The 18,392-nt window shown below is 60.1% G+C and carries 18 protein-coding genes, 2 tRNA genes and 3 pseudogenes; 17 read left to right on the forward strand and 6 right to left on the reverse strand.

Translation table 11 applies throughout. The features are described from left to right. The 4 genes and pseudogenes from AC13QO_RS20835 to AC13QO_RS20850 all read left to right on the forward strand — a co-directional run. Positions 1 to 340, forward strand: a 340-nt coding sequence (locus AC13QO_RS20835) for a transposase (protein WP_488541681.1), incomplete at its 5' end; no start/stop codon positions are given. Beyond that, positions 337 to 690: an IS66 family insertion sequence element accessory protein TnpB gene (tnpB, locus tag AC13QO_RS20840; RefSeq protein ID WP_488541682.1), complete on the forward strand. Its 354-nt coding sequence runs from the start codon at positions 337 to 339 to the stop codon at positions 688 to 690. The genes AC13QO_RS20835 and tnpB (AC13QO_RS20840), both read left to right, overlap by 4 nt. 116 nt (positions 691 to 806) lie before the next feature. Then, positions 807 to 2,167, forward strand: a pseudogene (tnpC, locus tag AC13QO_RS20845) (IS66 family transposase); the annotation flags it as partial. A 42-nt stretch (positions 2,168 to 2,209) separates the two neighbouring features. Further along, the gene (locus tag AC13QO_RS20850) at positions 2,210 to 2,305 is read left to right on the forward strand and encodes a hypothetical protein (RefSeq protein WP_488541733.1); all 96 of its coding nucleotides are present in this window, start codon (positions 2,210 to 2,212) and stop codon (positions 2,303 to 2,305) included. Here AC13QO_RS20850 and AC13QO_RS20855 read toward each other — a convergent pair. Further along, positions 2,302 to 2,745 (reverse strand): hypothetical protein, encoded by a 444-nt coding sequence (locus tag AC13QO_RS20855; protein WP_488541683.1) that lies wholly within the window; start codon positions 2,743 to 2,745, stop codon positions 2,302 to 2,304. The genes AC13QO_RS20850 and AC13QO_RS20855 overlap by 4 nt on opposite strands. Before the next feature lie 186 nt (positions 2,746 to 2,931). Here AC13QO_RS20855 and AC13QO_RS20860 point away from each other — a divergent pair. From AC13QO_RS20860 to AC13QO_RS20880, 5 genes and pseudogenes are all read left to right on the forward strand, one after another. Further along, positions 2,932 to 3,142: pseudogene (locus AC13QO_RS20860) on the forward strand (IS66 family transposase); the annotation flags it as partial. Positions 3,143 to 3,314: 172 nt separating this feature from the next. Next, positions 3,315 to 3,725, forward strand: a complete 411-nt coding sequence (gene tnpA, locus AC13QO_RS20865) for an IS66-like element accessory protein TnpA (protein ID WP_488541684.1) — start codon at positions 3,315 to 3,317, stop codon at positions 3,723 to 3,725. Continuing rightward, positions 3,722 to 4,069, forward strand: a complete 348-nt coding sequence (tnpB, locus tag AC13QO_RS20870) for an IS66 family insertion sequence element accessory protein TnpB (protein ID WP_221123262.1) — start codon at positions 3,722 to 3,724, stop codon at positions 4,067 to 4,069. Before tnpA ends, tnpB (AC13QO_RS20870) begins: the two co-directional genes overlap by 4 nt. A gap of 45 nt (positions 4,070 to 4,114) precedes the next feature. Beyond that, a protein-coding gene (tnpC, locus tag AC13QO_RS20875) for an IS66 family transposase (protein WP_488541685.1) occupies positions 4,115 to 5,769 on the forward strand; the annotation gives its coding sequence in 2 pieces (ribosomal slippage) (positions 4,115 to 5,237 and positions 5,237 to 5,769; 1,656 coding nt in all). Positions 5,770 to 5,777: 8 nt separating this feature from the next. Continuing rightward, positions 5,778 to 6,053: a hypothetical protein gene (locus AC13QO_RS20880; protein WP_488541686.1), complete on the forward strand. Its 276-nt coding sequence runs from the start codon at positions 5,778 to 5,780 to the stop codon at positions 6,051 to 6,053. Positions 6,054 to 6,360: 307 nt separating this feature from the next. On the opposite strand, the gene AC13QO_RS20885 is transcribed toward AC13QO_RS20880, so the two are convergent. Then, a complete protein-coding gene (locus AC13QO_RS20885) occupies positions 6,361 to 7,224 on the reverse strand; it encodes a hypothetical protein (RefSeq protein WP_488541687.1) in 864 nt (287 codons plus the stop codon). A gap of 80 nt (positions 7,225 to 7,304) precedes the next feature. Then, positions 7,305 to 7,409 (reverse strand): annotated as a pseudogene (locus AC13QO_RS20890) (DapH/DapD/GlmU-related protein); the annotation flags it as partial. A gap of 672 nt (positions 7,410 to 8,081) precedes the next feature. On the opposite strand from AC13QO_RS20890, the gene AC13QO_RS20895 reads away from it, so the two are divergent. Continuing rightward, positions 8,082 to 9,026, forward strand: a complete 945-nt coding sequence (locus tag AC13QO_RS20895; RefSeq protein ID WP_488541688.1) for a glycosyltransferase family protein — start codon at positions 8,082 to 8,084, stop codon at positions 9,024 to 9,026. Positions 9,027 to 9,083: 57 nt separating this feature from the next. Here the strand turns inward: AC13QO_RS20895 and AC13QO_RS20900 are convergent. Further along, positions 9,084 to 9,153, reverse strand: a tRNA-Gln gene (locus AC13QO_RS20900). Positions 9,154 to 9,300: 147 nt separating this feature from the next. Here AC13QO_RS20900 and AC13QO_RS20905 point away from each other — a divergent pair. Continuing rightward, complete coding sequence (locus AC13QO_RS20905) at positions 9,301 to 10,323, forward strand: class I SAM-dependent methyltransferase (protein ID WP_488541689.1); 1,023 nt, start codon at positions 9,301 to 9,303, stop codon at positions 10,321 to 10,323. A 68-nt stretch (positions 10,324 to 10,391) separates the two neighbouring features. On the opposite strand, the gene AC13QO_RS20910 is transcribed toward AC13QO_RS20905, so the two are convergent. Beyond that, positions 10,392 to 10,465 (reverse strand) — tRNA-Gln (locus tag AC13QO_RS20910). A 244-nt stretch (positions 10,466 to 10,709) separates the two neighbouring features. On the opposite strand from AC13QO_RS20910, the gene AC13QO_RS20915 reads away from it, so the two are divergent. Genes AC13QO_RS20915 through AC13QO_RS20925 form a run of 3 tightly spaced genes read left to right on the forward strand, consistent with a single transcriptional unit; the run spans position 10,710 to position 13,411 of the window. Beyond that, positions 10,710 to 12,266, forward strand: coding sequence for a Ppx/GppA phosphatase family protein (locus AC13QO_RS20915; RefSeq protein WP_488541690.1), 1,557 nt, complete (start codon positions 10,710 to 10,712; stop codon positions 12,264 to 12,266). Between the two features lie 10 nt (positions 12,267 to 12,276). Further along, positions 12,277 to 12,996, forward strand: a complete 720-nt coding sequence (locus AC13QO_RS20920) for an RlmE family RNA methyltransferase (RefSeq protein WP_064800779.1) — start codon at positions 12,277 to 12,279, stop codon at positions 12,994 to 12,996. Between the two features lie 31 nt (positions 12,997 to 13,027). Beyond that, positions 13,028 to 13,411 (forward strand): VOC family protein, encoded by a 384-nt coding sequence (locus AC13QO_RS20925; RefSeq protein WP_488541691.1) that lies wholly within the window; start codon positions 13,028 to 13,030, stop codon positions 13,409 to 13,411. 5 nt (positions 13,412 to 13,416) lie between these two features. Here AC13QO_RS20925 and AC13QO_RS20930 read toward each other — a convergent pair whose 3' ends face one another. Beyond that, positions 13,417 to 14,841, reverse strand: coding sequence for an MFS transporter (locus AC13QO_RS20930; RefSeq protein ID WP_488541692.1), 1,425 nt, complete (start codon positions 14,839 to 14,841; stop codon positions 13,417 to 13,419). A gap of 239 nt (positions 14,842 to 15,080) precedes the next feature. On the opposite strand from AC13QO_RS20930, the gene AC13QO_RS20935 reads away from it, so the two are divergent. The 3 genes from AC13QO_RS20935 (at position 15,081) to AC13QO_RS20945 (ending at position 18,390) form a co-directional block, all read left to right on the forward strand. Next, positions 15,081 to 16,073: an MBL fold metallo-hydrolase gene (locus tag AC13QO_RS20935; protein ID WP_221126948.1), complete on the forward strand. Its 993-nt coding sequence runs from the start codon at positions 15,081 to 15,083 to the stop codon at positions 16,071 to 16,073. Between the two features lie 275 nt (positions 16,074 to 16,348). Next, positions 16,349 to 17,833, forward strand: coding sequence for an IMP dehydrogenase (gene guaB / locus AC13QO_RS20940; protein ID WP_488541693.1), 1,485 nt, complete (start codon positions 16,349 to 16,351; stop codon positions 17,831 to 17,833). A gap of 2 nt (positions 17,834 to 17,835) precedes the next feature. Then, positions 17,836 to 18,390, forward strand: coding sequence for a hypothetical protein (locus AC13QO_RS20945; RefSeq protein ID WP_488541694.1), 555 nt, complete (start codon positions 17,836 to 17,838; stop codon positions 18,388 to 18,390). Positions 18,391 to 18,392: the final 2 nt, after the last annotated feature.

Here is an 18,392-nt window from a genome sequence, read left to right on the forward strand (position 1 = left end):
GGTGCATCGGCAATGGCCAGATGAGGTGAAGGCGCAAATCGTTTCGGAGAGCCTTCGACCAGGTGCGATAGTGAGTGAAGTCGCCGAGCGCTACGGCTTAAAGCCGAACCATCTGTCGACTTGGCGAACCATGGCGCGGCAGGGCAAGCTAGTTCTGCCTGCTCCGGAGGATACGGTCGAATTCGCAGCGATGATTGTTGATCCACGCGTCCCGGAACCGCCGATCAAGAAAGTCAGTCGCCCCGAGATCATCGTCGGGTCCGTCATTATCCGTCTGGAAGAAGGCGCATCTGCCGTCCGCATCGCCGCTGTCGCTCGTGCCTGCGCGGTCCCAGCATGATCTTTCCGTCGAACCGGGTTCGGATCATGGTGGCCACCAAGCCTGTCGACTTCCGCAAGGGCCATGATGGTCTAGCGGCGCTGGTTAAGAACGAGCTGCATAAAGACCCTTTTACTGGAACCGTCTTTGTCTTCCGGTCTCGGAAAGCAGACCGATTGAAGCTGATCTACTGGGATGGCAGCGGCCTGGTGATGGCCTACAAGCGGCTGGAAGAGCACACCTTCACCTGGCCGGGCATCAAGGACGGCCTGATGAGCTTGGGCCATGCACAATTCGAGGCGTTGTTTGCTGGCCTCGACTGGCGGCGAGTCCGGTCCGTAGAGGCAAGACCGCCGGATGCCATCGAATAGATGCGGCACGATGACTCGGGCGGTGGATTCTTCCCGCAGAGCGTGACGAGGTTTGATAGACTTCGAGCATGTTGGATGTCACCGATCTTCCCGACGATATTGCTACCCTGAAGGCGATGCTGGTCGCGGCGCAAGCACGTGAAGTCCGCAAGGATGACCGGATCGAGCGACTGGAGAAGCTGGTCGCCGCTTTCAAGCAAGCAGCCTTCGGCCGCAAATCCGAGAAGGCCGATCCTGAACAATTCGATCTCGCATTGGAGGACCTGGAAGCGGCCATCGCGGCCATCCACGTTGAGGACGAGGCCGATAGCCCCTCTGGGAAGCCGCAGCCTAAACCCCGTGCCACCAATCGCGGCTCTCTGCCCGCTCATCTTCCTCGTGTCGAGGAAATTATCGAACCAGAAAGCTTGATCTGCACCTGCGGCGGCGGCCTGCATTGCATCGGCGAGGACGTCTCCGAGCGGCTGGATGTCATCCCAGCGCAATTCCGCGTTGTCGTCACGCGTCGTCCCAAATATGCCTGCCGTGCCCGCACTGACGGCGTTGTCCAGGCTCCCGCACCCGCCAGACTGATCCACGCCGGATTGCCGACGGAGGCGACCATCGCGCATGTGCTGGTCTCCAAATATGCCGATCACCTGCCGCTTTACCGACAGGCCCAGATCATGAGCCGCCAGGGCGTTGATCTCGACCGCTCCACGCTCGCCGACTGGGTCGGCCGGGCGGCATTCGAGCTTCGCCCGGTCTTCGACGCTCTCATCGCCGACCTAAAGCGGTCCACCAAGCTGTTCATGGACGAGACCCGTGCACCGGTGCTCGATCCCGGTTCGCGCAAGACCAAGACCGGGTACTTCTGGGCGCTGGCCCGCGATGACCGACCGTGGGGCGGAGGTGCTCCACCCGGCGTAGCCTTTACCTACGCTCCAGGGCGTGGCGGGCAGCATGCCGAACGGATATTGCAAGGGTTTCGGGCGTGCTTCAGGTCGACGGCTACGCCGGATATAATCGGCTAATTGCGCCGGATCGTGTCGGTCCTGACATCCAGCTAGCCTATTGTTGGGCACATGCTCGGCGCAAGCTGGTCGAGATCACCCGTACCGGCAAAGCGCCGATTGCCGAGGAAGGGGTGAAGCGGATCGGCGAACTCTATCGCATCGAAGCAGAAGTGCGCGGTCTCGACGCCGACGGTCGCCTCGCTGGGAGGCAAGCACGGTCAGCGCCGTTGATCGCCGACATACGGACTTGGCTCACGCATCATCGTGCCCGCGTCGCTGGCAAGTCGCCCCTCGGCGAAGCGCTCGCCTATGTCGCTAAATACTGGGATGGGCTCTGCGCCTACCTGATCGACGGTCGCGTCGAGATCGATAACAATTCCGTCGAACGAACCATCAGGCCAATTGCCCTCAATCGCAAGAACGCTCTCTTCGCCGGACACGACGCCGGAGCGGAGAACTGGGCTGCCATCGCGTCGCTGATAGGAACCTGCAAACTCAACGCCATCGATCCACTGACCTATCTGATCGACACTCTCACCAGCATTGTGAAGGGCCACAAGCAAAGCCAGATCGAGGAACTATTGCCGTGGAATTGGGTGAGCAAGATAGCTCAAAATTAGCGCCCTTTTTGGTTTGAAGGGCCAAATCTCGCTGTTCTTCGCCGCTCAATGACGGGGTCGTGCGGCCGAACAGTTATGTTGCGTTCGCTCCGGTAAACCCTGCCGAGATCAGAAACGATTTTAATTTCGCAAGTCGCTTTTGATGGGGCGACAATCGAAACCTTTATGGTCCCGTCCGCAAACCACGCGTGCGGCATCGCATTCGCCTCCATCATTCGAAAAACTGCGCCTCGATAATACTTCGCAGCGATGGCAACGCCAGGACCTTCAGGCTCCACAGTTGTGTCCCCTAACATCAACAGTATTTGACGTTTGCCGACGCGGTCGAGAAACGCGACGTATTGGCCCAAAGCCCAATAACCATCGAGATCATTGTACCGGCTAACGAATGTTTCGATGATGTCGTGACAAATCCCTCTAAATTGCGTTCTTCTGGACATCTGGAATCTAATGTTGTCGCCTGCTCATAGCAGGATATCGGGCAACGCCGCGATAGCAACGCCCATGCCCGTCTTTTGTCTTACAAGGTTACCCGATGTTGAGCAGCAGGCTTAATTCGCTTCAGGTTGGAAGCCGGTTACAGAGCAAGGCGGCCAAGCCAACGTGGGAGCCAAACACCGGTTACGGCGGACGCCAGCCAGGACGAATTGGCCGCTGAACTGGCGGCACGATCCTCGACGGGTCCGAGCCTTCGAGCGCAAGCGTCCATCGCGTAAGCAGGTTCCCGAGCACCTGCCGCGCGAACGTGTCGTCATTGCCCCGCCAACAAGCTGCCGATGCTGCGGCTCGGCCAAGCTGGCAAAGCTGGGCGAGGACATCACCGAGACATTGGAAGTGGAAATACTCTGCCCAGCATCAACAGTGCCAGATGGGGTCTGTTTGCCGCTTACATAAATGCTGGCATCGCTGACACCGTGCTGGCGGAAAGCTCGTAAGCGTCCGGTGAGGGTCGCCTTGCGAGGTTGATGCGAACATCGGAAGTCCTAGTGCAAACACTAGGAGTAGTCCTATGACCAAGCATCCAATTGAAGTCATCACGTCTGTGGGGCGCCGGCGGCGCTGGTCTCGAGAGGACAAGGAGCGGCTTGTGGCAGCATGCCTTGAGCCAGATGCTGTTCTCTCGGAGATCGCGCGGTCGGCCGGTATTCATGTGAGCCAGCTCTTTCGGTGGCGCAAGGAGCTTTGCAAATTTGAGGAACCGAGGACCGAGGCGGCGAACACATTGGTGCCCGTGATCGTGTCGGAGGCCGTCCCAACAGCCCAGCCCGCTGCTTCGGAAGCGGCGGCCTCATCGCATCCTCGCCGGAAGCGCAGTGATGTGATGATTGAGCTGGGCCGTGGTCGTCGCATCCGGGTGGACAGTGATATCGACACGGACGCGCTCGGCCGCATTCTCGATTGTGTCCTGGGACGGCGATGATCCCTGTTCCTGCTGGTGTGAAGGTCTGGCTAGCGACCGGCCATACGGACATGCGCAAAGGCTTTCCCGGCCTGTCTCTGATGGTGCAAGAGACACTGAAGCGCGATCCGATGTGTGGACATCTATTCGTATTCCGCGGGCGTGGTGGCGGTCTGATCAAGGTCATCTGGCATGATGGCCAGGGAGCTTGCCTGTTTACGAAGAAGCTGGAACGAGGACGCTTCATATGGCCGTCAGCGGCCGATGGTACCGTTATTATCACGCCTGCGCAGCTCGGTTATTTGCTGGAAGGTATCGACTGGCGGATGCCGCAAAAGACCTGGCGACCAACCTCGGCCGGATGAGCAAAAACACTGGAATGGCGGGAGCGAATACGATTCCATCTCGCCATGAACAACCCCGCCGAACAGCTACCGGACGACCTTGCGAGTGCGCTGACGCTGCTGGCCGAAGAGCGTGCGCGGCGTGTTGCTGCCGAGGTGGAAGCGGCGACGGCCAAGGCGGAAGCTGCCAGCGCAAAGGCGCTCGTGTCACATTCCGAGGCGCTGATTGCACGGTTGAAGCTGGAGATCGAGAAGGTCCGTCGGGAGCTTTACGGCAGCCGCTCTGAGCGCAAGGCGCGGCTTCTCGAACAGATGGAACTGCAACTCGAAGAACTCGAAGCTGACGCAGGCGAAGACGAGCTTGCGGCGGAGATGATTGCCAAAGGCTCGACCGTCAGGGCCTTCGAGCGCAAGCGTCCATCACGCAAGCCCTTTCCTGAACACCTGCCGCGCGACCGTGTCGTTATTGCCGCCCCAGCCAGTTGCCCCTGCTGTGGATCGGCCAAGCTGTCGAAGCTCGGCGAGGATGTCACCGAGACCTCGGAGGCCATCCCGCGTCAGTGGAAGGTCATTCAGACCGTTCGGGAGAAGTTCTCCTGCCGTGAGTGCGAGAAGATCACGCAGCCGCCGGCACCCTTCCATGTGACACCCCGCGGCCTTGCCGGTCCGAACCTTCTGGCAATGATCCTGTTCGAGAAGTTCGCCCAGCATCAGCCGCTCAATCGCCAAAGCGAACGCTATGCCCGAGAGGGTATCGACCTTAGCTTGTCGACGCTGGCCGACCAGGTCGGCTCGTGTGCTGCAGCCCTCAAGCCAATTCATTCGCTGATCGAGGCCCATGTCCTGGCGGCCGAGCGACTGCATGGCGATGACACGACCGTGCCGATCCTAGCGAAGGGAAAGACCGATAGCGGCCGCATCTGGACTTACGTTCGGGACGATCGGCCGTTCGGCGGACAGTCACCGCCCGCCGCTCTCTACTATGCCTCGCGAGACCGGCGTCAGGAGCATCCCGAGCGCCATCTGAAGACCTTTGCCGGCATTCTGAAGGCGGATGCCTATGGCGGCTACAATCCGCTGTTCAAAGTTGATCGCGATCCCGCGCCTCTGACGCAGGCACTGTGCTGGGCACATTCGCGCCGCAAGTTCTTCGTGCTGGCCGATATCACCACGAACGCCAAACGTGGAGCAAAGCCGCGCCGATCTCACCGACGGCATTGGAGGCCGTCAAACGGATCGATGCCTTGTTCGACATCGAACGTGAAATCAACGGACTTGCGGCCGACCAGCGTTTGGAGCACCGCCGAAGGGACAGCCAGCCACTCGTCGGAGAACCGCGTGATTGGCTCCAAAGCGAGCGGGCGAAGCTGTCGCGCAGTTCTCCCGTCGCCGAGGCAATCGACTACATGCTGAAGCGCTGGGATGGCTTCACGTCGTTCCTCGATGACGGCAGGATTTGCCTGACGAACAATGCTGCCGAGCGCGCACTGAGAGACTTTGCTCTCGGAAGGAAGTCATGGCTCTTCGCCGGCTCGGATCGCGGTGCTGATCATGCCGCCTTCATGGCGACGCTCATCATGACCGCCAAGCTGAACGACATAGACCCGCAGGCTTGGCTTGCCGACGTTCTCGCCAACATTGCGGACACGCAGCTCAGCAGGCTGGAGCGATTGCTGCCGTGGAACTGGACACCGACGCAAACAGCAGCCGTTGCGGCATAGGATCAGCGATGGCTCGCAAAGCCAACCGAACTATCATTCAGAAAATATTGCTTACCGAGTGGGATCCCATCGGGGTGTCGGACATTCCTGAAGCGCAGGACGAATATGATGCCTATGCCGATACCGTCTCCGGTATGATGGCCAATCAAACCGCCTCAGTTGATGCCATCAGGCAGTATCTCTTTAAGATCGCAACCGAGCATATGGGGCTTTCATACCCAGGACTTGCTGAGCGTTGCGACAAGGCTGCAAGAGCTGTCGCGGCACTTCAGTCAGACCGCTGAACCTGCACACCACTAGCGCCAGGTGCGGTAATCACCGGATGCTTACGAAAGCTCCGAGACCTGCGTGCTTCTTCAAAATGCCGATGATCTGTTCGTCTGCGAAACGATTGCGCTCATTCCCTAGTCCTCTCAATGGGCAGAGCTTACGAGCTTACTTCAAAGTGGATTATTTCGACGGCACAAGGTCAATGGAAATCGAGCAGGCGCGACGTCGAGACATTGAAGCGGATCTTACATCAAATTTAGCCATCATCGCCGGTAGCCTGGATGAGATCCGGGCAGGTGTGGGGAACGGAGCAGGTCACCACTACAGAGTGACAGTTTCACCCGTCGCCACGTTCACGACGGGGAGCCTGTTCAGTAAAGCTTTAGCCTCGCTGTATGTTTTGAAGGCGAGGCTACCGTCCTGATTGCGAACCTCTCGCATGCGGCATGGCCATTCGTGACGCCGTGACAGCATGTTTTCGAGCCTGTGGGAGTAGCGATTATCTATAAAGAAAGCGTTCGTTCCAGCCCTGTTGGTGCCGACGAATTCATAATCCCGGCCTTCCAAAAGATGCCTGAATGCTGCCAGGGAGGCGCCCCAATACATCCCAGAATAATGCTTGTTCAACCTCACGAACGATGGATCGTATGGGACACTGAGGGGCGCCTCGCCAAAGGCATGGTTGTATTCGACGATAATGATCGCTGCCCTCTGAGGGATTGTTTCCAGCACCCAATAATCAACGCCGTCGATATCGACACTTAGAATTCCGAGGTCACCTTCATATCCTGCCGACGAGATCAACTCTGCGATATTGTCACGGTCGATAAATGCCGTTTTGGTCTGAAGGTCATACTTATAAGCGATATCATCAGAGCGGACGGAGGCAATGTTGGTTTCCGAGCCGTCAATGATGAGCCCCGACCAATAGCGCGACATGAGCAGGAACCGAGTATTGCTCTCTCGGTAGTCCTCAACGCCGAACTCGACGAATGTCGTTGCAGCTGGCTGGATGGTGTCGACCAGCCATGAAATAATCCCGTCCTCTCCCCATTGCGAAAACACGGAGAACTCGGCGTCGGCCAACGTGTCCAGCGTTCCCTGCAGCACGATCTGGTGGGCGCGACTCTCCCCTTGCAATACCAGCAATTTTTCTAACCCGACCAGCCGGCGCGTCTGAAACATGAAATTTCGGAATTTTCGGCGGAGGCGGGTCTTCATCCATTCGGCTCGCTGATCGGGGAGGGCACAAAGCCATCCGCGGGGACATCGGTTCTGACAACTGATCGCGCACCAATAATCGCGCGATCGCCAATTGTCACGCCCTTCATTATGATGGCGCCCATGCCAATCCACACATCATTTCCGATGCGTACCGGCTTCGTCTTTACGCCCGGATTTTCTCGGGGGTGGCCCGAAGTGAGGATTTGCTTCGTCTGTCCGAAGCGCAGATGAGGGTCGGTCGGGTGGCTGTCGCTGTCATGGATCGCAACTGAATGTGATATCAGAACCCGATCGCCAATGGTGATTTCGCTGGCCGACCATATCGTTGAAAGTGGGCCCAGATAAAACCAATTCCCCACCTCAATTCGTCCGCCAAAGCCGAAAGTCAGCAACTCCCCACGGATGATGCCGTTCTCGCCGACCAGGATCGCGGCCTTGTCGTTGCGAATATTGAAGACCCGGCCTTCCGAGCTGAGTTTCGTGGAAATCGCTATGGAGGCGTCATGCCTAGCGGCGGACGTCGCAAGGCTTGCGAGCACCCTCTCACGGACTTTTAGGATAAATTTTGCCAGCACTCTGCCGCCCTTTGCCGTCAAACTAGAACTATCATTGTCGCCAGCGCTCGATTTTAGTAATACGCGACTTCCAACTGCGAGCCACCAAATGGTCATATGATGCGCGTATTTCAGAATTTTGGCCTATACCCCGCTTACATGCGAAGACTCAATAAACTTGCGTCATCGGCAAGCTCTTTTTCTGAAAGGCGGCAAATTTTCCTGTCGGATTCTTTCGGAGCTTGCCACCTGCTGAAGCCCGTAATGGATGGTGACCGCGACGCATTCTTCACAACTGGCGATGATCAGCTCACGCAGCGATTTTGGGCCCAGGAACAGGGGATGCCAGCGTCAACGACGCTAGAGCAGATTCTCTTAAGCCAGGTAGAGCACCATAGGACTGAGATTTTTTACAATTTGGATCCAATGCGCTACGGTAACGAGTTTCTCAAGAACTTGCCGGGATCGGTGAAGAAATCGATCGCGTGGCGAGCTGCGCCATCTGGCGATATTGATTTTGGTGCGTACGACCTTCTCGTTTGTAATTTCCCTACGATTCTAGAGAGCTACAGAAGCCGTGGGTGGAAGGCGGAATATTTTGCACCGGGCCACGACCCTGCAATGGACGCATACGCTGCGAACGATGGTCGACCCATCGATGTTCTTTTCGTCGGCGGTTATAGTCGCCATCATCGCAAGCGCGCGGAAATCCTGGAGGCGGTCTCTGAGCTCCGCAACGATTTTCGGATTGCCTATCATCTGGATCGCTCGCGTCTTACGCGTCTCGCCGAAAGCCCCATCGGCTGGCTCGTGCCGCTGAGGGAGCACCGACGTCCAAAGGGCATCAGAGCGGTCAGTCGGCCGCCGATCTTCGGACAGGACCTGTATGACGCTATCTCCAAGTCAAAGATAGTGCTCAACGGAGCTGTTGATATGGCTGGGTCAGATCGCGGCAACATGCGTTGCTGGGAGGCGCTGGGCTGCGGAGCGCTTATGGTTTCCGATGTCGGCAACTACCCCGAAGGCATGACAAGCGAAAACAGCATCGTGACATACGAGGACGCGAGATCCGCCGCCGCATCAATCCGCAACATTCTAGGGGATGAAGACAAGCTTCGCCGTATCGCTCGTGCTGGGAACGAGATGGTCAGAAACCTATATAGCAAAGATGCGCAGTGGCGAAGATTTACTCAGCTAGCAGGGGCGTGAAGACGTTCTCCCATTGCGGCACCCATATCCCGGCAAATCACATCAGGGGGCAAGGTCATGGGGAACATGGATTCGAACCAAGATCCACGGAGGCAGAGTCCGATGTCTACCATTGGACTATTCCCCAGCAAACGGATCGGCAGCACAACCTGGTGATCATGGCGGGGAACCCGATGGGGTTAGCGCGGGGAGTATTGTAGAATATGCGGATCTAAGCATAATTCTGCGGCTGGCGCGCTGCCAGGCACGATCGGACGAGGCTCTGGGGGATTCCATGGAAACAATCGTCGAGGACGCCGGCGCTGGCGTCGTGTCGCCCGAACTCGTGGTCGATGCCCTGTTTGCATGCCGAAAGACGGCAGCGATCAGGGCGGCCATCGAGCTTGATCTCTTTACTCACATCGGCGAGGGCAAAACGGCGGCAGGGCTGGCGTCGGCAACAAGCGCCTCGGAGCGAGGGGTGCGCATCCTCTGCAACTATCTCGTGGTCCACGGCTTCCTGACCAAGGACGGCGGACAGTACCAAATGACGCCCTCGACCAGAATGTTCCTCGATCGCAATTCGCCGGCCTTTATGGGCTCTGCCGTCGAGTTTACCGCTGCACCCGAAGTACTGGATAATTTTCTGCGCGATCCGGCCGCCGTCGTGCGAAACGGCGGTTCGCCCGGCCTTGCGAATATGTCGCCGGATAATCCCGTCTGGTTGAAGTTTGCCCGCGGCATGGGCTCTTTCACCGGCCTCAGCGCCAAAATACTGGCTGACGAAATCTCCGGCTGGCCGAGATCTCCCAAAAAGGTCTTGGACATCGCGGCAGGTCCGGGCCTCTTCGGGATCGAAATTGCCAGGGCCTTTGCATCGGCGGAGATTGTCGCCGTCGACTGGGGCGCCGTCTTGGAGCTGTCGAGGCAGAATGCGGAAAAATCAGGCGTGGCGGACCGCTACCGGACGATCGCCGGCAGCGCCTTCGACGTTGACTGGGGCACGGATTATGATCTCGTCCTGCTCCCGAATTTTCTGCATCATTTCGATTTGCCGACATGTGCTGAGCTGCTGCGAAAGATCACCGCGAGCCTTGCAAAGGGTGGCCGGATCGTCGCGGTCGATTTCGTGCCGAACGAAGATGGCGTATCGCCGCCTTTTCCAGCGGCCTTCTCCTGGGAGATGCTCGCCAGCACGCCGGCGGGCCAGGCCTATAGCCAAAGCGAGCTGACCGAGATGGCAAAACTGGCCGGCCTCGCCGGCGTCACGGTCAAACCGATGCCGCCGACGCCGGCAAGCATCATTCTCTTTGAATAGCCGCAGCAAAAATCCCTCTGTCAAATTTCGTCGACAGAACCGAACTGATCTGAGTTTTTAAGAATAATTGGCTGGGGAACCTGGATTCGAACCAAGATCGACGGAGTCAGAGTCCGCTGTTCTACCATTGAACTATTCCCCAGCAAGCGAACCGGCGGGCGGTTCGGCTGATGTGCGGCGCTTATAAACAAAAGCCCGGCGATTGCAAATACCTGTTTTGAAAAAAATCGGTCGTACCTGCCGGGGCTGAAACTCTTCGGCAAAGTCCTCTGTCAAAAAAGAATTTGGTGATTTTGGCGGGCGCTGATATTCTTGCGGCAACGCAAAAATCGAATGAGCGCCTGCTGCATATCTCAAGGACTTGCGCGGCGCGGTGGAAAAACAACGTGGAAGACCCCGAAGGCGGCGCGAAGCCGCAATTTGACGGGGCGACGGCGGCAGGGCGCAGGGACGGCAAGAAGTCCAGGCGTCGCAAGGGCAAGCGCGGCGGGCAAACCCGCAGCGCAGCTCAAGCCGCTCCGCATGAGCTCTCCGGCAGTGCCGGGCAGCCGGCGCGCCCCATGGACGATGCGGCCGGACATCCGGCTCGCAAGCGAAAGCGCCGCCGTCGCGGCGGTCAAGGTGTTTCGCAGGACGGTTCGCTTCAAGCCCAGGCGATCGAACAGACAGGCGCGGCAGCCAGTGCCGCCCGGTCCGATGGCGAACAGGCATCGAGCCGGCGCAACCGCCGCAAGCATCGCGGCAAGCGCGGGCTGCAGGGCCGGCCGCTGTCGTCGGCAAAGCCTTCCCATGTCACGCTGCAGGAAATCCGCGTCGAAGAGACGGCGCGCAGTGCCATCCTGCGCGAGATGCAGAACGGCGCGGCCGCCGGCCGCAAAGGTCGCCAGGAGAGCAACGGTCACCAGGGGGATCGCCAGGCTGGCGAGCACGCATGGCCGGAAGAACTCTATGCCGCGCTCGATCTCGGCACCAATAATTGCCGCCTGCTCATTGCCCAGCCGACCCGGCCGGGTCAGTTCCGCGTCGTCGATGCCTTTTCCCGCATCGTACGTCTCGGCGAGGGTCTTGCCGCCAGCGGCCGTCTCTCTGACGAGGCGATGGAAAGGGCGATCGAGGCGCTGAGGATCTGCGCCGGCAAGCTCAGGAACCGGGAGATCCGCCGCATGCGGCTGATCGCCACCGAAGCCTGCCGTCAGGCGGTCAATGGTGCGGAATTCCTCGGACGCGTCGTTGCCGAAACCGGCCTCGAGCTTGAGATCATCGACCGGGAAACCGAGGCGCGGCTTGCGGTCTCCGGCTGCTCCTCGCTTGTCGGCCGCGAGACCCGTTCCGTCGTCCTCTTCGATATTGGCGGCGGCTCATCGGAGATCGCCGTCATCCGTATCGGCGATAGTCGCTTCAGCCGGCTCGCCAATCACATCACCCACTGGACCTCGCTGCCGGTCGGCGTTGTGACGCTGTCGGAACGTCACGGCGGGCGCGACGTCACGCCGGAACTATTCGAAGGCATGGTGCGCGAGGTCGAGGCCATGCTCGGATGCTTCGATTGCCCGGAGATCGAGATCGCTGAGACCGGCGATTTTCACCTCATCGGCACGTCGGGCACGGTGACGACGCTTGCGGGCGTCCATCTCGACCTGCCGCGTTACGACCGGCGCAAGGTCGATGGCATCTGGCTCTCGGATGACGAGGTTTCCGCCATGCAGGCAAAGCTCCTCTCGTGGGATTTCGAAAGCCGCGCCGCCAATCCCTGCATCGGGCCGGACCGGGCCGATCTCGTGCTGGCTGGTTGCGCCATCCTCGAGGCGATCCGCCGCCGCTGGCCGAGCCCGCGCATGCGCGTTGCCGATCGCGGCTTGAGGGAAGGCCTGCTCACCGACATGATGGCCGACGACGGCGTGTGGCGGCGAAACCGCAACCGCCGGGGCCAGCGGGCGAAATAAGGGGAAGGGCATGACAAAGGCACCGATCGCGGGAAACCGCACCGGCCGCAAGCTCGGTCAGCGCGTCAAGAACAAGAAGATGAAGGCATCCTCCCGCCAATGGCTGCAGCGCCACATCAACGATCCCTATGTGCAGCGCGCCCAGCTCGAAGGCTATCGCGCCCGCGCCGCCTTCAAGCTCCTCGAGATCGACGAGAAATACCACATCCTGCGCGGCGCCAGGCGAATCATCGACCTGGGGGCGGCTCCCGGCAGCTGGTCGCAGATCGCCGCCAAAGTCACCGGTTCGACGGATGAGGACGTGCGTGTGGCCGCGATCGATTTCCTCGAAATGGCCCAGCTTCCCGGCGTCAAGATCCTGCAGCTCGATTTCCTCGACCCCAGTGCGCCGGAAAAGCTGATGGAGGCTGTCGGCGGCACGCCCGATCTCGTCATTTCCGATATGGCTGCGCCGACCACTGGCCACCATCGCACCGATCACCTGCGCACCATGCATTTGTGCGAAGTCGCGGCCCATTTCGCCATCGAGGTGCTTGGGGAAGGCGGGCATTTCCTCACCAAGACCTTCCAGGGCGGTACCGAGCGTGATCTGCTTGCCATGCTGAAGCAGAACTTCCGCCAGGTCGTCCATGTCAAGCCGAACTCGTCACGCGCCGAATCTGTCGAGATGTTCCTGCTCGCCAAGGGCTTCAAAGGCCGAAAGGCGGAAGCTGACGCAGAGCAAGCTTGATCTCGGGGCGATCCCGACCGATGATGATCCCATGCTTCTTTACGTCACCCTCGGAACCAACGACCTCGACCGCGCCGGGCATTTTTACGATGCCGTTCTGTCGGTGCTCGGCTATCGTCGCCAGCATTTTTCGCAGGAGGAAATCGGCTATTCCGCCGCGGGCGATACGCGCTGCCGCTTCTGGGTGGTGACGCCCTTCAATCGCCGGCGGGCCACATCAGGCAATGGCGCCATGGTCGCATTCACAGCCGAAACGCGGGCAGCCGTCGATGCCTTCCATGCGGCGGCTATTGCGGCAGGCGCCGCTGATGAAGGCGGGCCGGGTCTGCGCTCCTACCATGCCCATTTCTACGCCGCCTATGTCCGCGATCTCGACGGCAACAAACTCTCTGCCGTCTGCGAGAGCCCTGAATAGGAAGCTCATTTCACTGCTTGCTGCTCGGCCTCGATCGCAGATGCCGCCACGCGTCTCGAGCGGTGGCCGGAAACGAGCGCGCCTGCATTGCGATCCATGCGGATGAAGGGAATGGTCGCAATCACCGTCAGTCCGGCAATGATATAGAAAGCCAGGTGGAAATCGGCCACATCAAGCGCCTCGCCCCTGACATAGATCGAGGTCTCCAATATTGCGGCCGCCACCGCGACGCCGAGCGCCAAGCTGACCTGCTGCATGACGGAGCTCATCGATGTCGCCTGGCTGGCTTCGGCATCGTTGATATCGGCGAAGGCAAGCGCATTGACGCCGGTGAACATGAAGGAGCGGGAGAAGCCGCCGAGAAGCAGCACGCCGATAATGACGAGATGCGGCGTTGCCGGCGTGAAGAGGCCGGTGACGATAGTCACGAGCGTCGTCACCATGGCGGCGCCGATCAGCGTCGTGCGAAAGCCGGTGGCGGCGAAAACGCGCTTGGCCATGAACTTTGTGGTGATCGCCCCGATCGCTCCGGCAAAGGTGATGAGACCGGATTGGAACGGCGTCAGCCCGAAGCCGAGCTGCAGCATCAGCGGTGTCAGGAACGGCATGGCGCCGACGCAGATTCGAAAGAGATTGCCGCCCATGGTCGAAGCCCGGAACGTCGGATTTTTGAACAGATTGAGGTTGAGGATCGGCGCCGGGTGGCGCTTCGCATGGCTGATGTAGAGGACGCCGCAGCCAAGGCCGACCAAGGTCGCGCTGATGCCGATGATCGGCGGCAGGGCCGGCAGGCTGACCACCGACAGGCCGAAGACGACGCCCGCGGCTGAAAGCGAGGTCAGCACGAAGCCCGTGAAATCGAGCTTCGGCGGCGCCATTGCTTCCACCTCCGGCAGGAAGATCGTCGCAAGCCATATACCGGCGATGCCGACCGGCACGTTGATCAGGAAGATCCAGTGCCAGCTGAAATAGGTGGTGATGAAGCCGCCGAGCGGCGGGCCGGTGAGCGGGCCGACAAGGGCGGGAATGGTGAGCAGCGCCATGGCGGAGACAAGGTCGCTGCGCTGCGTGGTGCGCACCAGGACGAGACGGCCGACCGGCGTCATCATCGCGCCGCCCATGCCCTGCAGGAACCGGGCGAAAACGAATTCGACGAGATTGGAGGAGACGGCGCAGAAGATCGAGCCAATGACGAAGACCGAGATGGCAAGGCGGAAGATCTTCTTGGCGCCGAACCTGTCGGCCATCCAGCCGCTGACCGGGATGAACACCGCCAGCGCCACCATGTAGGAGGTCAGCGCCAGCTTCAGCGTGATCGCCCCGACATTGAGATCCCTGGCGATTGCCGGGAGCGCGGTCGAAATCACGGTGGAGTCCATCTGCTCCATGAAGAGAGCGAAGGCAAGGATCAGCGGGACGATGCGGTTCATAGGCGGGAGCCTTGATAGGCTGCGGATCGGAGCAGGAAAGGCACTTGCTGTGTAGACCCAGTTCCAGGGCCTGCCAATCCTTCAATCTGCTTCGATCGCACGTTTGGTTCACGTCTGCGTGAGATGGCTTGCACGAAAACCTTCCCTATCAAGATTGGCAGATGTTCCGGACAGAAAATCCGGGCAGACACATCGTCGGGGCAGCGCGGCGGCACACTGCGCATCAAAGGGGAGTGGATATGGCAATCTCAACGCATATAAAGCGGCGCACGCTTTTTGTCGCAAGCCTCGGACTCTTGGCGGCGCCGATGATTTTAAGAGAGAAGGCCGAAGCGGCCGTGACTGGAGAAAGCAGCACTATGGATGCAGCGCCTTTGCCCGAAATCGATCAATTCAAGCTTGGTTCCTACAAGGTTACCGTCGTGCGCGACGGCATCAACATCTCCGAAAAGCCCCATGAAACCTTCGGCACCAATCAGGACCCCGAAACGGTCAAGGCATTGCTGACCGCAAACTTCCTGCCGGCAGATAAATTTCTCAACGGATATTCGCCTGCCCTCATCGATACCGGCTCGGATGTCATTCTTGTCGATACCGGCTTCGGTGCAGCCGGGCGGGTGCGCGGCGCCGGCCGCCTTGCCGAAGGCTTGAAAGCCGCAGGATATTCAGCCGACGACGTCACCGTCGTGGCGCTCACCCATCTGCACGGCGATCATATCGGCGGCCTGACGGAAAATGCCGCAGCTGCCTTCAAGAATGCCCGCTATGTCATCGGCCAGGCGGAATATGACTTTTGGTCGAACAAATCACGCGAAGGTACGCCCGCCGAAGGCGGCCACAAAGCCGTGCTCGCCAACGTGACGCCGCTCGTCGAAAAAGCCACCTTCATCAAAGACGGTGACAGCGTTGCGCCCGGCATGACAGCGATGCTGGCAGCCGGTCACAGCCCGGGCCACATGGTGTTCCATGTTGAATCCGAGGGTAAACGCCTGGTGCTGACCGGCGATACGGCCAACCATTATATTCTGTCGCTGCTGCGCCCGGATTGGGAAGTGCGCTTCGATATGGACAAGGCACAAGCGGCAGCCAGCCGCCGCAAGGTTTTCGACATGATCGCCACCGAGAAGATCGCCTTCCTCGGTTACCACATGCCTTTCCCGGCGGTCGGTTTCGCCGAGAAGCAGGATGGCGGCTATCGTTTCGTGCCGAAGACCTATCAGTTCGACATTTGATCCAGGGCGGTTCAGCTTTCACCGAAGGAGGAACCGCTCGATCCCCTTGTTTGGCGCGATTTCCGGCAAACCTGCTTCGCGATTTAGCTGGGAATTGCTCTCCGTGCATGGCACCCATGACGAGCCCGGCCGATGTACCGGGCTTTTTGCTATTTCCTTCCTGTCATAGACGTGTTACCAGCCCTCGCCAACTTCCAAGCAACTCATGCACACCGCCGGGGCGGACGATTCGTTTCCGGGGCCGGTTGCATTTTCTTAAACGAAGGAATTTGGCCATGGCACGCATCATTGAAACGGCAACCGGCGCGGACGCGCTTACCTTCGACGACGTGCTGCTGCAGCCGGGGCACTCCGAGGTCATGCCCGGCCAGACGAACATCGCCACCCGCATCGCCCGCGACTTCGATCTCAACATCCCGATCCTCTCTTCAGCCATGGATACCGTCACCGAAAGCCGGCTGGCGATTGCCATGGCCCAGGCGGGCGGCCTCGGCGTCATCCACCGCAACCTGACGCCGATCGAGCAGGCCGAAGAGGTCCGCCAGGTGAAGAAGTTCGAAAGCGGCATGGTGGTCAACCCCGTCACCATCGGCCCGGAAGCGAAGCTTGCCGAAGCGCTCTCCCTGATGAAATCGCATGGCATCTCCGGCATCCCGGTCGTCGAGAAGTCCGGCCGCCTCGTCGGCATCCTCACCAACCGCGACGTCCGCTTCGCCTCGGATCCGGAGCAGAAGATCCATGAACTGATGACCAAGGACAATCTGGTCACCGTCAAGGAGAGCGTCGATCAGCAGGAGGCCAAGCGCCTGCTGCATTCGCATCGCATCGAGAAGCTGCTGGTCGTCGACGCCGAAGGCCGCTGCGTCGGCCTCATCACCGTCAAGGATATCGAGAAGTCGCAGCTGAACCCGAACGCCTCCAAGGATGCGCAGGGCCGGCTTCGCGCCGCCGCCGCCATCAGCGTCGGCGACGACGGCTTGGAGCGCGCCGAACGGCTGATCGAGGCCGGCGTCGACCTCCTGGTCGTCGATACCGCCCATGGCCATTCGCAGCGCGTCCTCGATGCCGTGACCCGCGTCAAGAAGCTTTCCAACTCGGTCAGGATCATGGCCGGCAACGTCGCAACCTATGACGGCACCAGGGCGCTGATCGATGCCGGTGCGGACGCCGTCAAGGTTGGCATCGGCCCGGGTTCGATCTGCACGACGCGCATTGTCGCCGGCGTCGGCGTTCCCCAACTCGCCGCCATTATGTCGGCCGTCCAGGCCGCCCAGGATCAGGATGTGCCCGTTATCGCCGATGGCGGCATCAAATTCTCCGGAGACCTTGCCAAGGCAATCGCCGCCGGCGCCTCCGCCGTCATGATCGGCTCGCTGCTCGCCGGCACCGATGAGAGCCCGGGCGAGGTCTATCTTTACCAGGGCCGTTCCTTCAAGGCCTATCGCGGCATGGGCTCCGTCGGCGCCATGGCCCGTGGCTCGGCTGACCGCTATTTCCAGGCTGAGGTGCGCGACACGCTGAAGCTCGTCCCGGAGGGCATCGAGGGTCAGGTGCCCTACAAGGGACCGGTCTCGGCCGTCGTCCACCAGCTCGCCGGCGGTCTCAAGGCCGCCATGGGTTATGTCGGCGGCAAGGACCTGAAGGATTTCCAAGAGCGCGCCACCTTCGTGCGCATCTCCGGCGCCGGCCTTCGCGAAAGCCACGCCCATGACGTGACGATCACCCGCGAGAGCCCGAACTATCCGGGCGCCGGCCTCTGATCATGAAGGCGGGCAGCGCAATTCCGCTCTGGATCGTTGCGCTGCTCGCCGCCCTTTGTCTTGCCGTGCTCGCCTGGACGACCTTCGGCTTCGTCGTGCCTTTCAAGCACGAAACCGGGCAGGCGGTACTCGACACCTATTTCGCCGGTTACGACGAATCGGCCGTCTTCCACATGCAGAAGCTGCTCGATGAAAACGAGACGGCGGCCAAATTGCTCAGCGCCATGTATTTCGGGCCGGAGCTGATGTTTCCGGCATTGCTCACGACGCTGCTGTTCCTTGTCTTCGTGAGGCTCGGCCCCGTCGGCTCGTGGTTCGGCCGGTCACTTCATCCGCTCATAGCCAAGGCGATCTATCTGCTGCCTTTCATCTACGGCATCTCGGACTACGGCGAGAACATTTCCAGCCTGATTGCTTTCGGCAACGGCGCATCTGCAGGTCCTGCAATGCACGTGCTGCCGTGGATGACGCGGTTGAAATTCGCAAGCCTCGCTATCTGCTTCATCGTCGCCGCCCGGCTTGCCGTCGCCCGTTGGCTGTCGACAGGCCAGGACTGAAG

It is taken from the genome of Rhizobium sp. CNPSo 3670 (assembly GCF_057784555.1).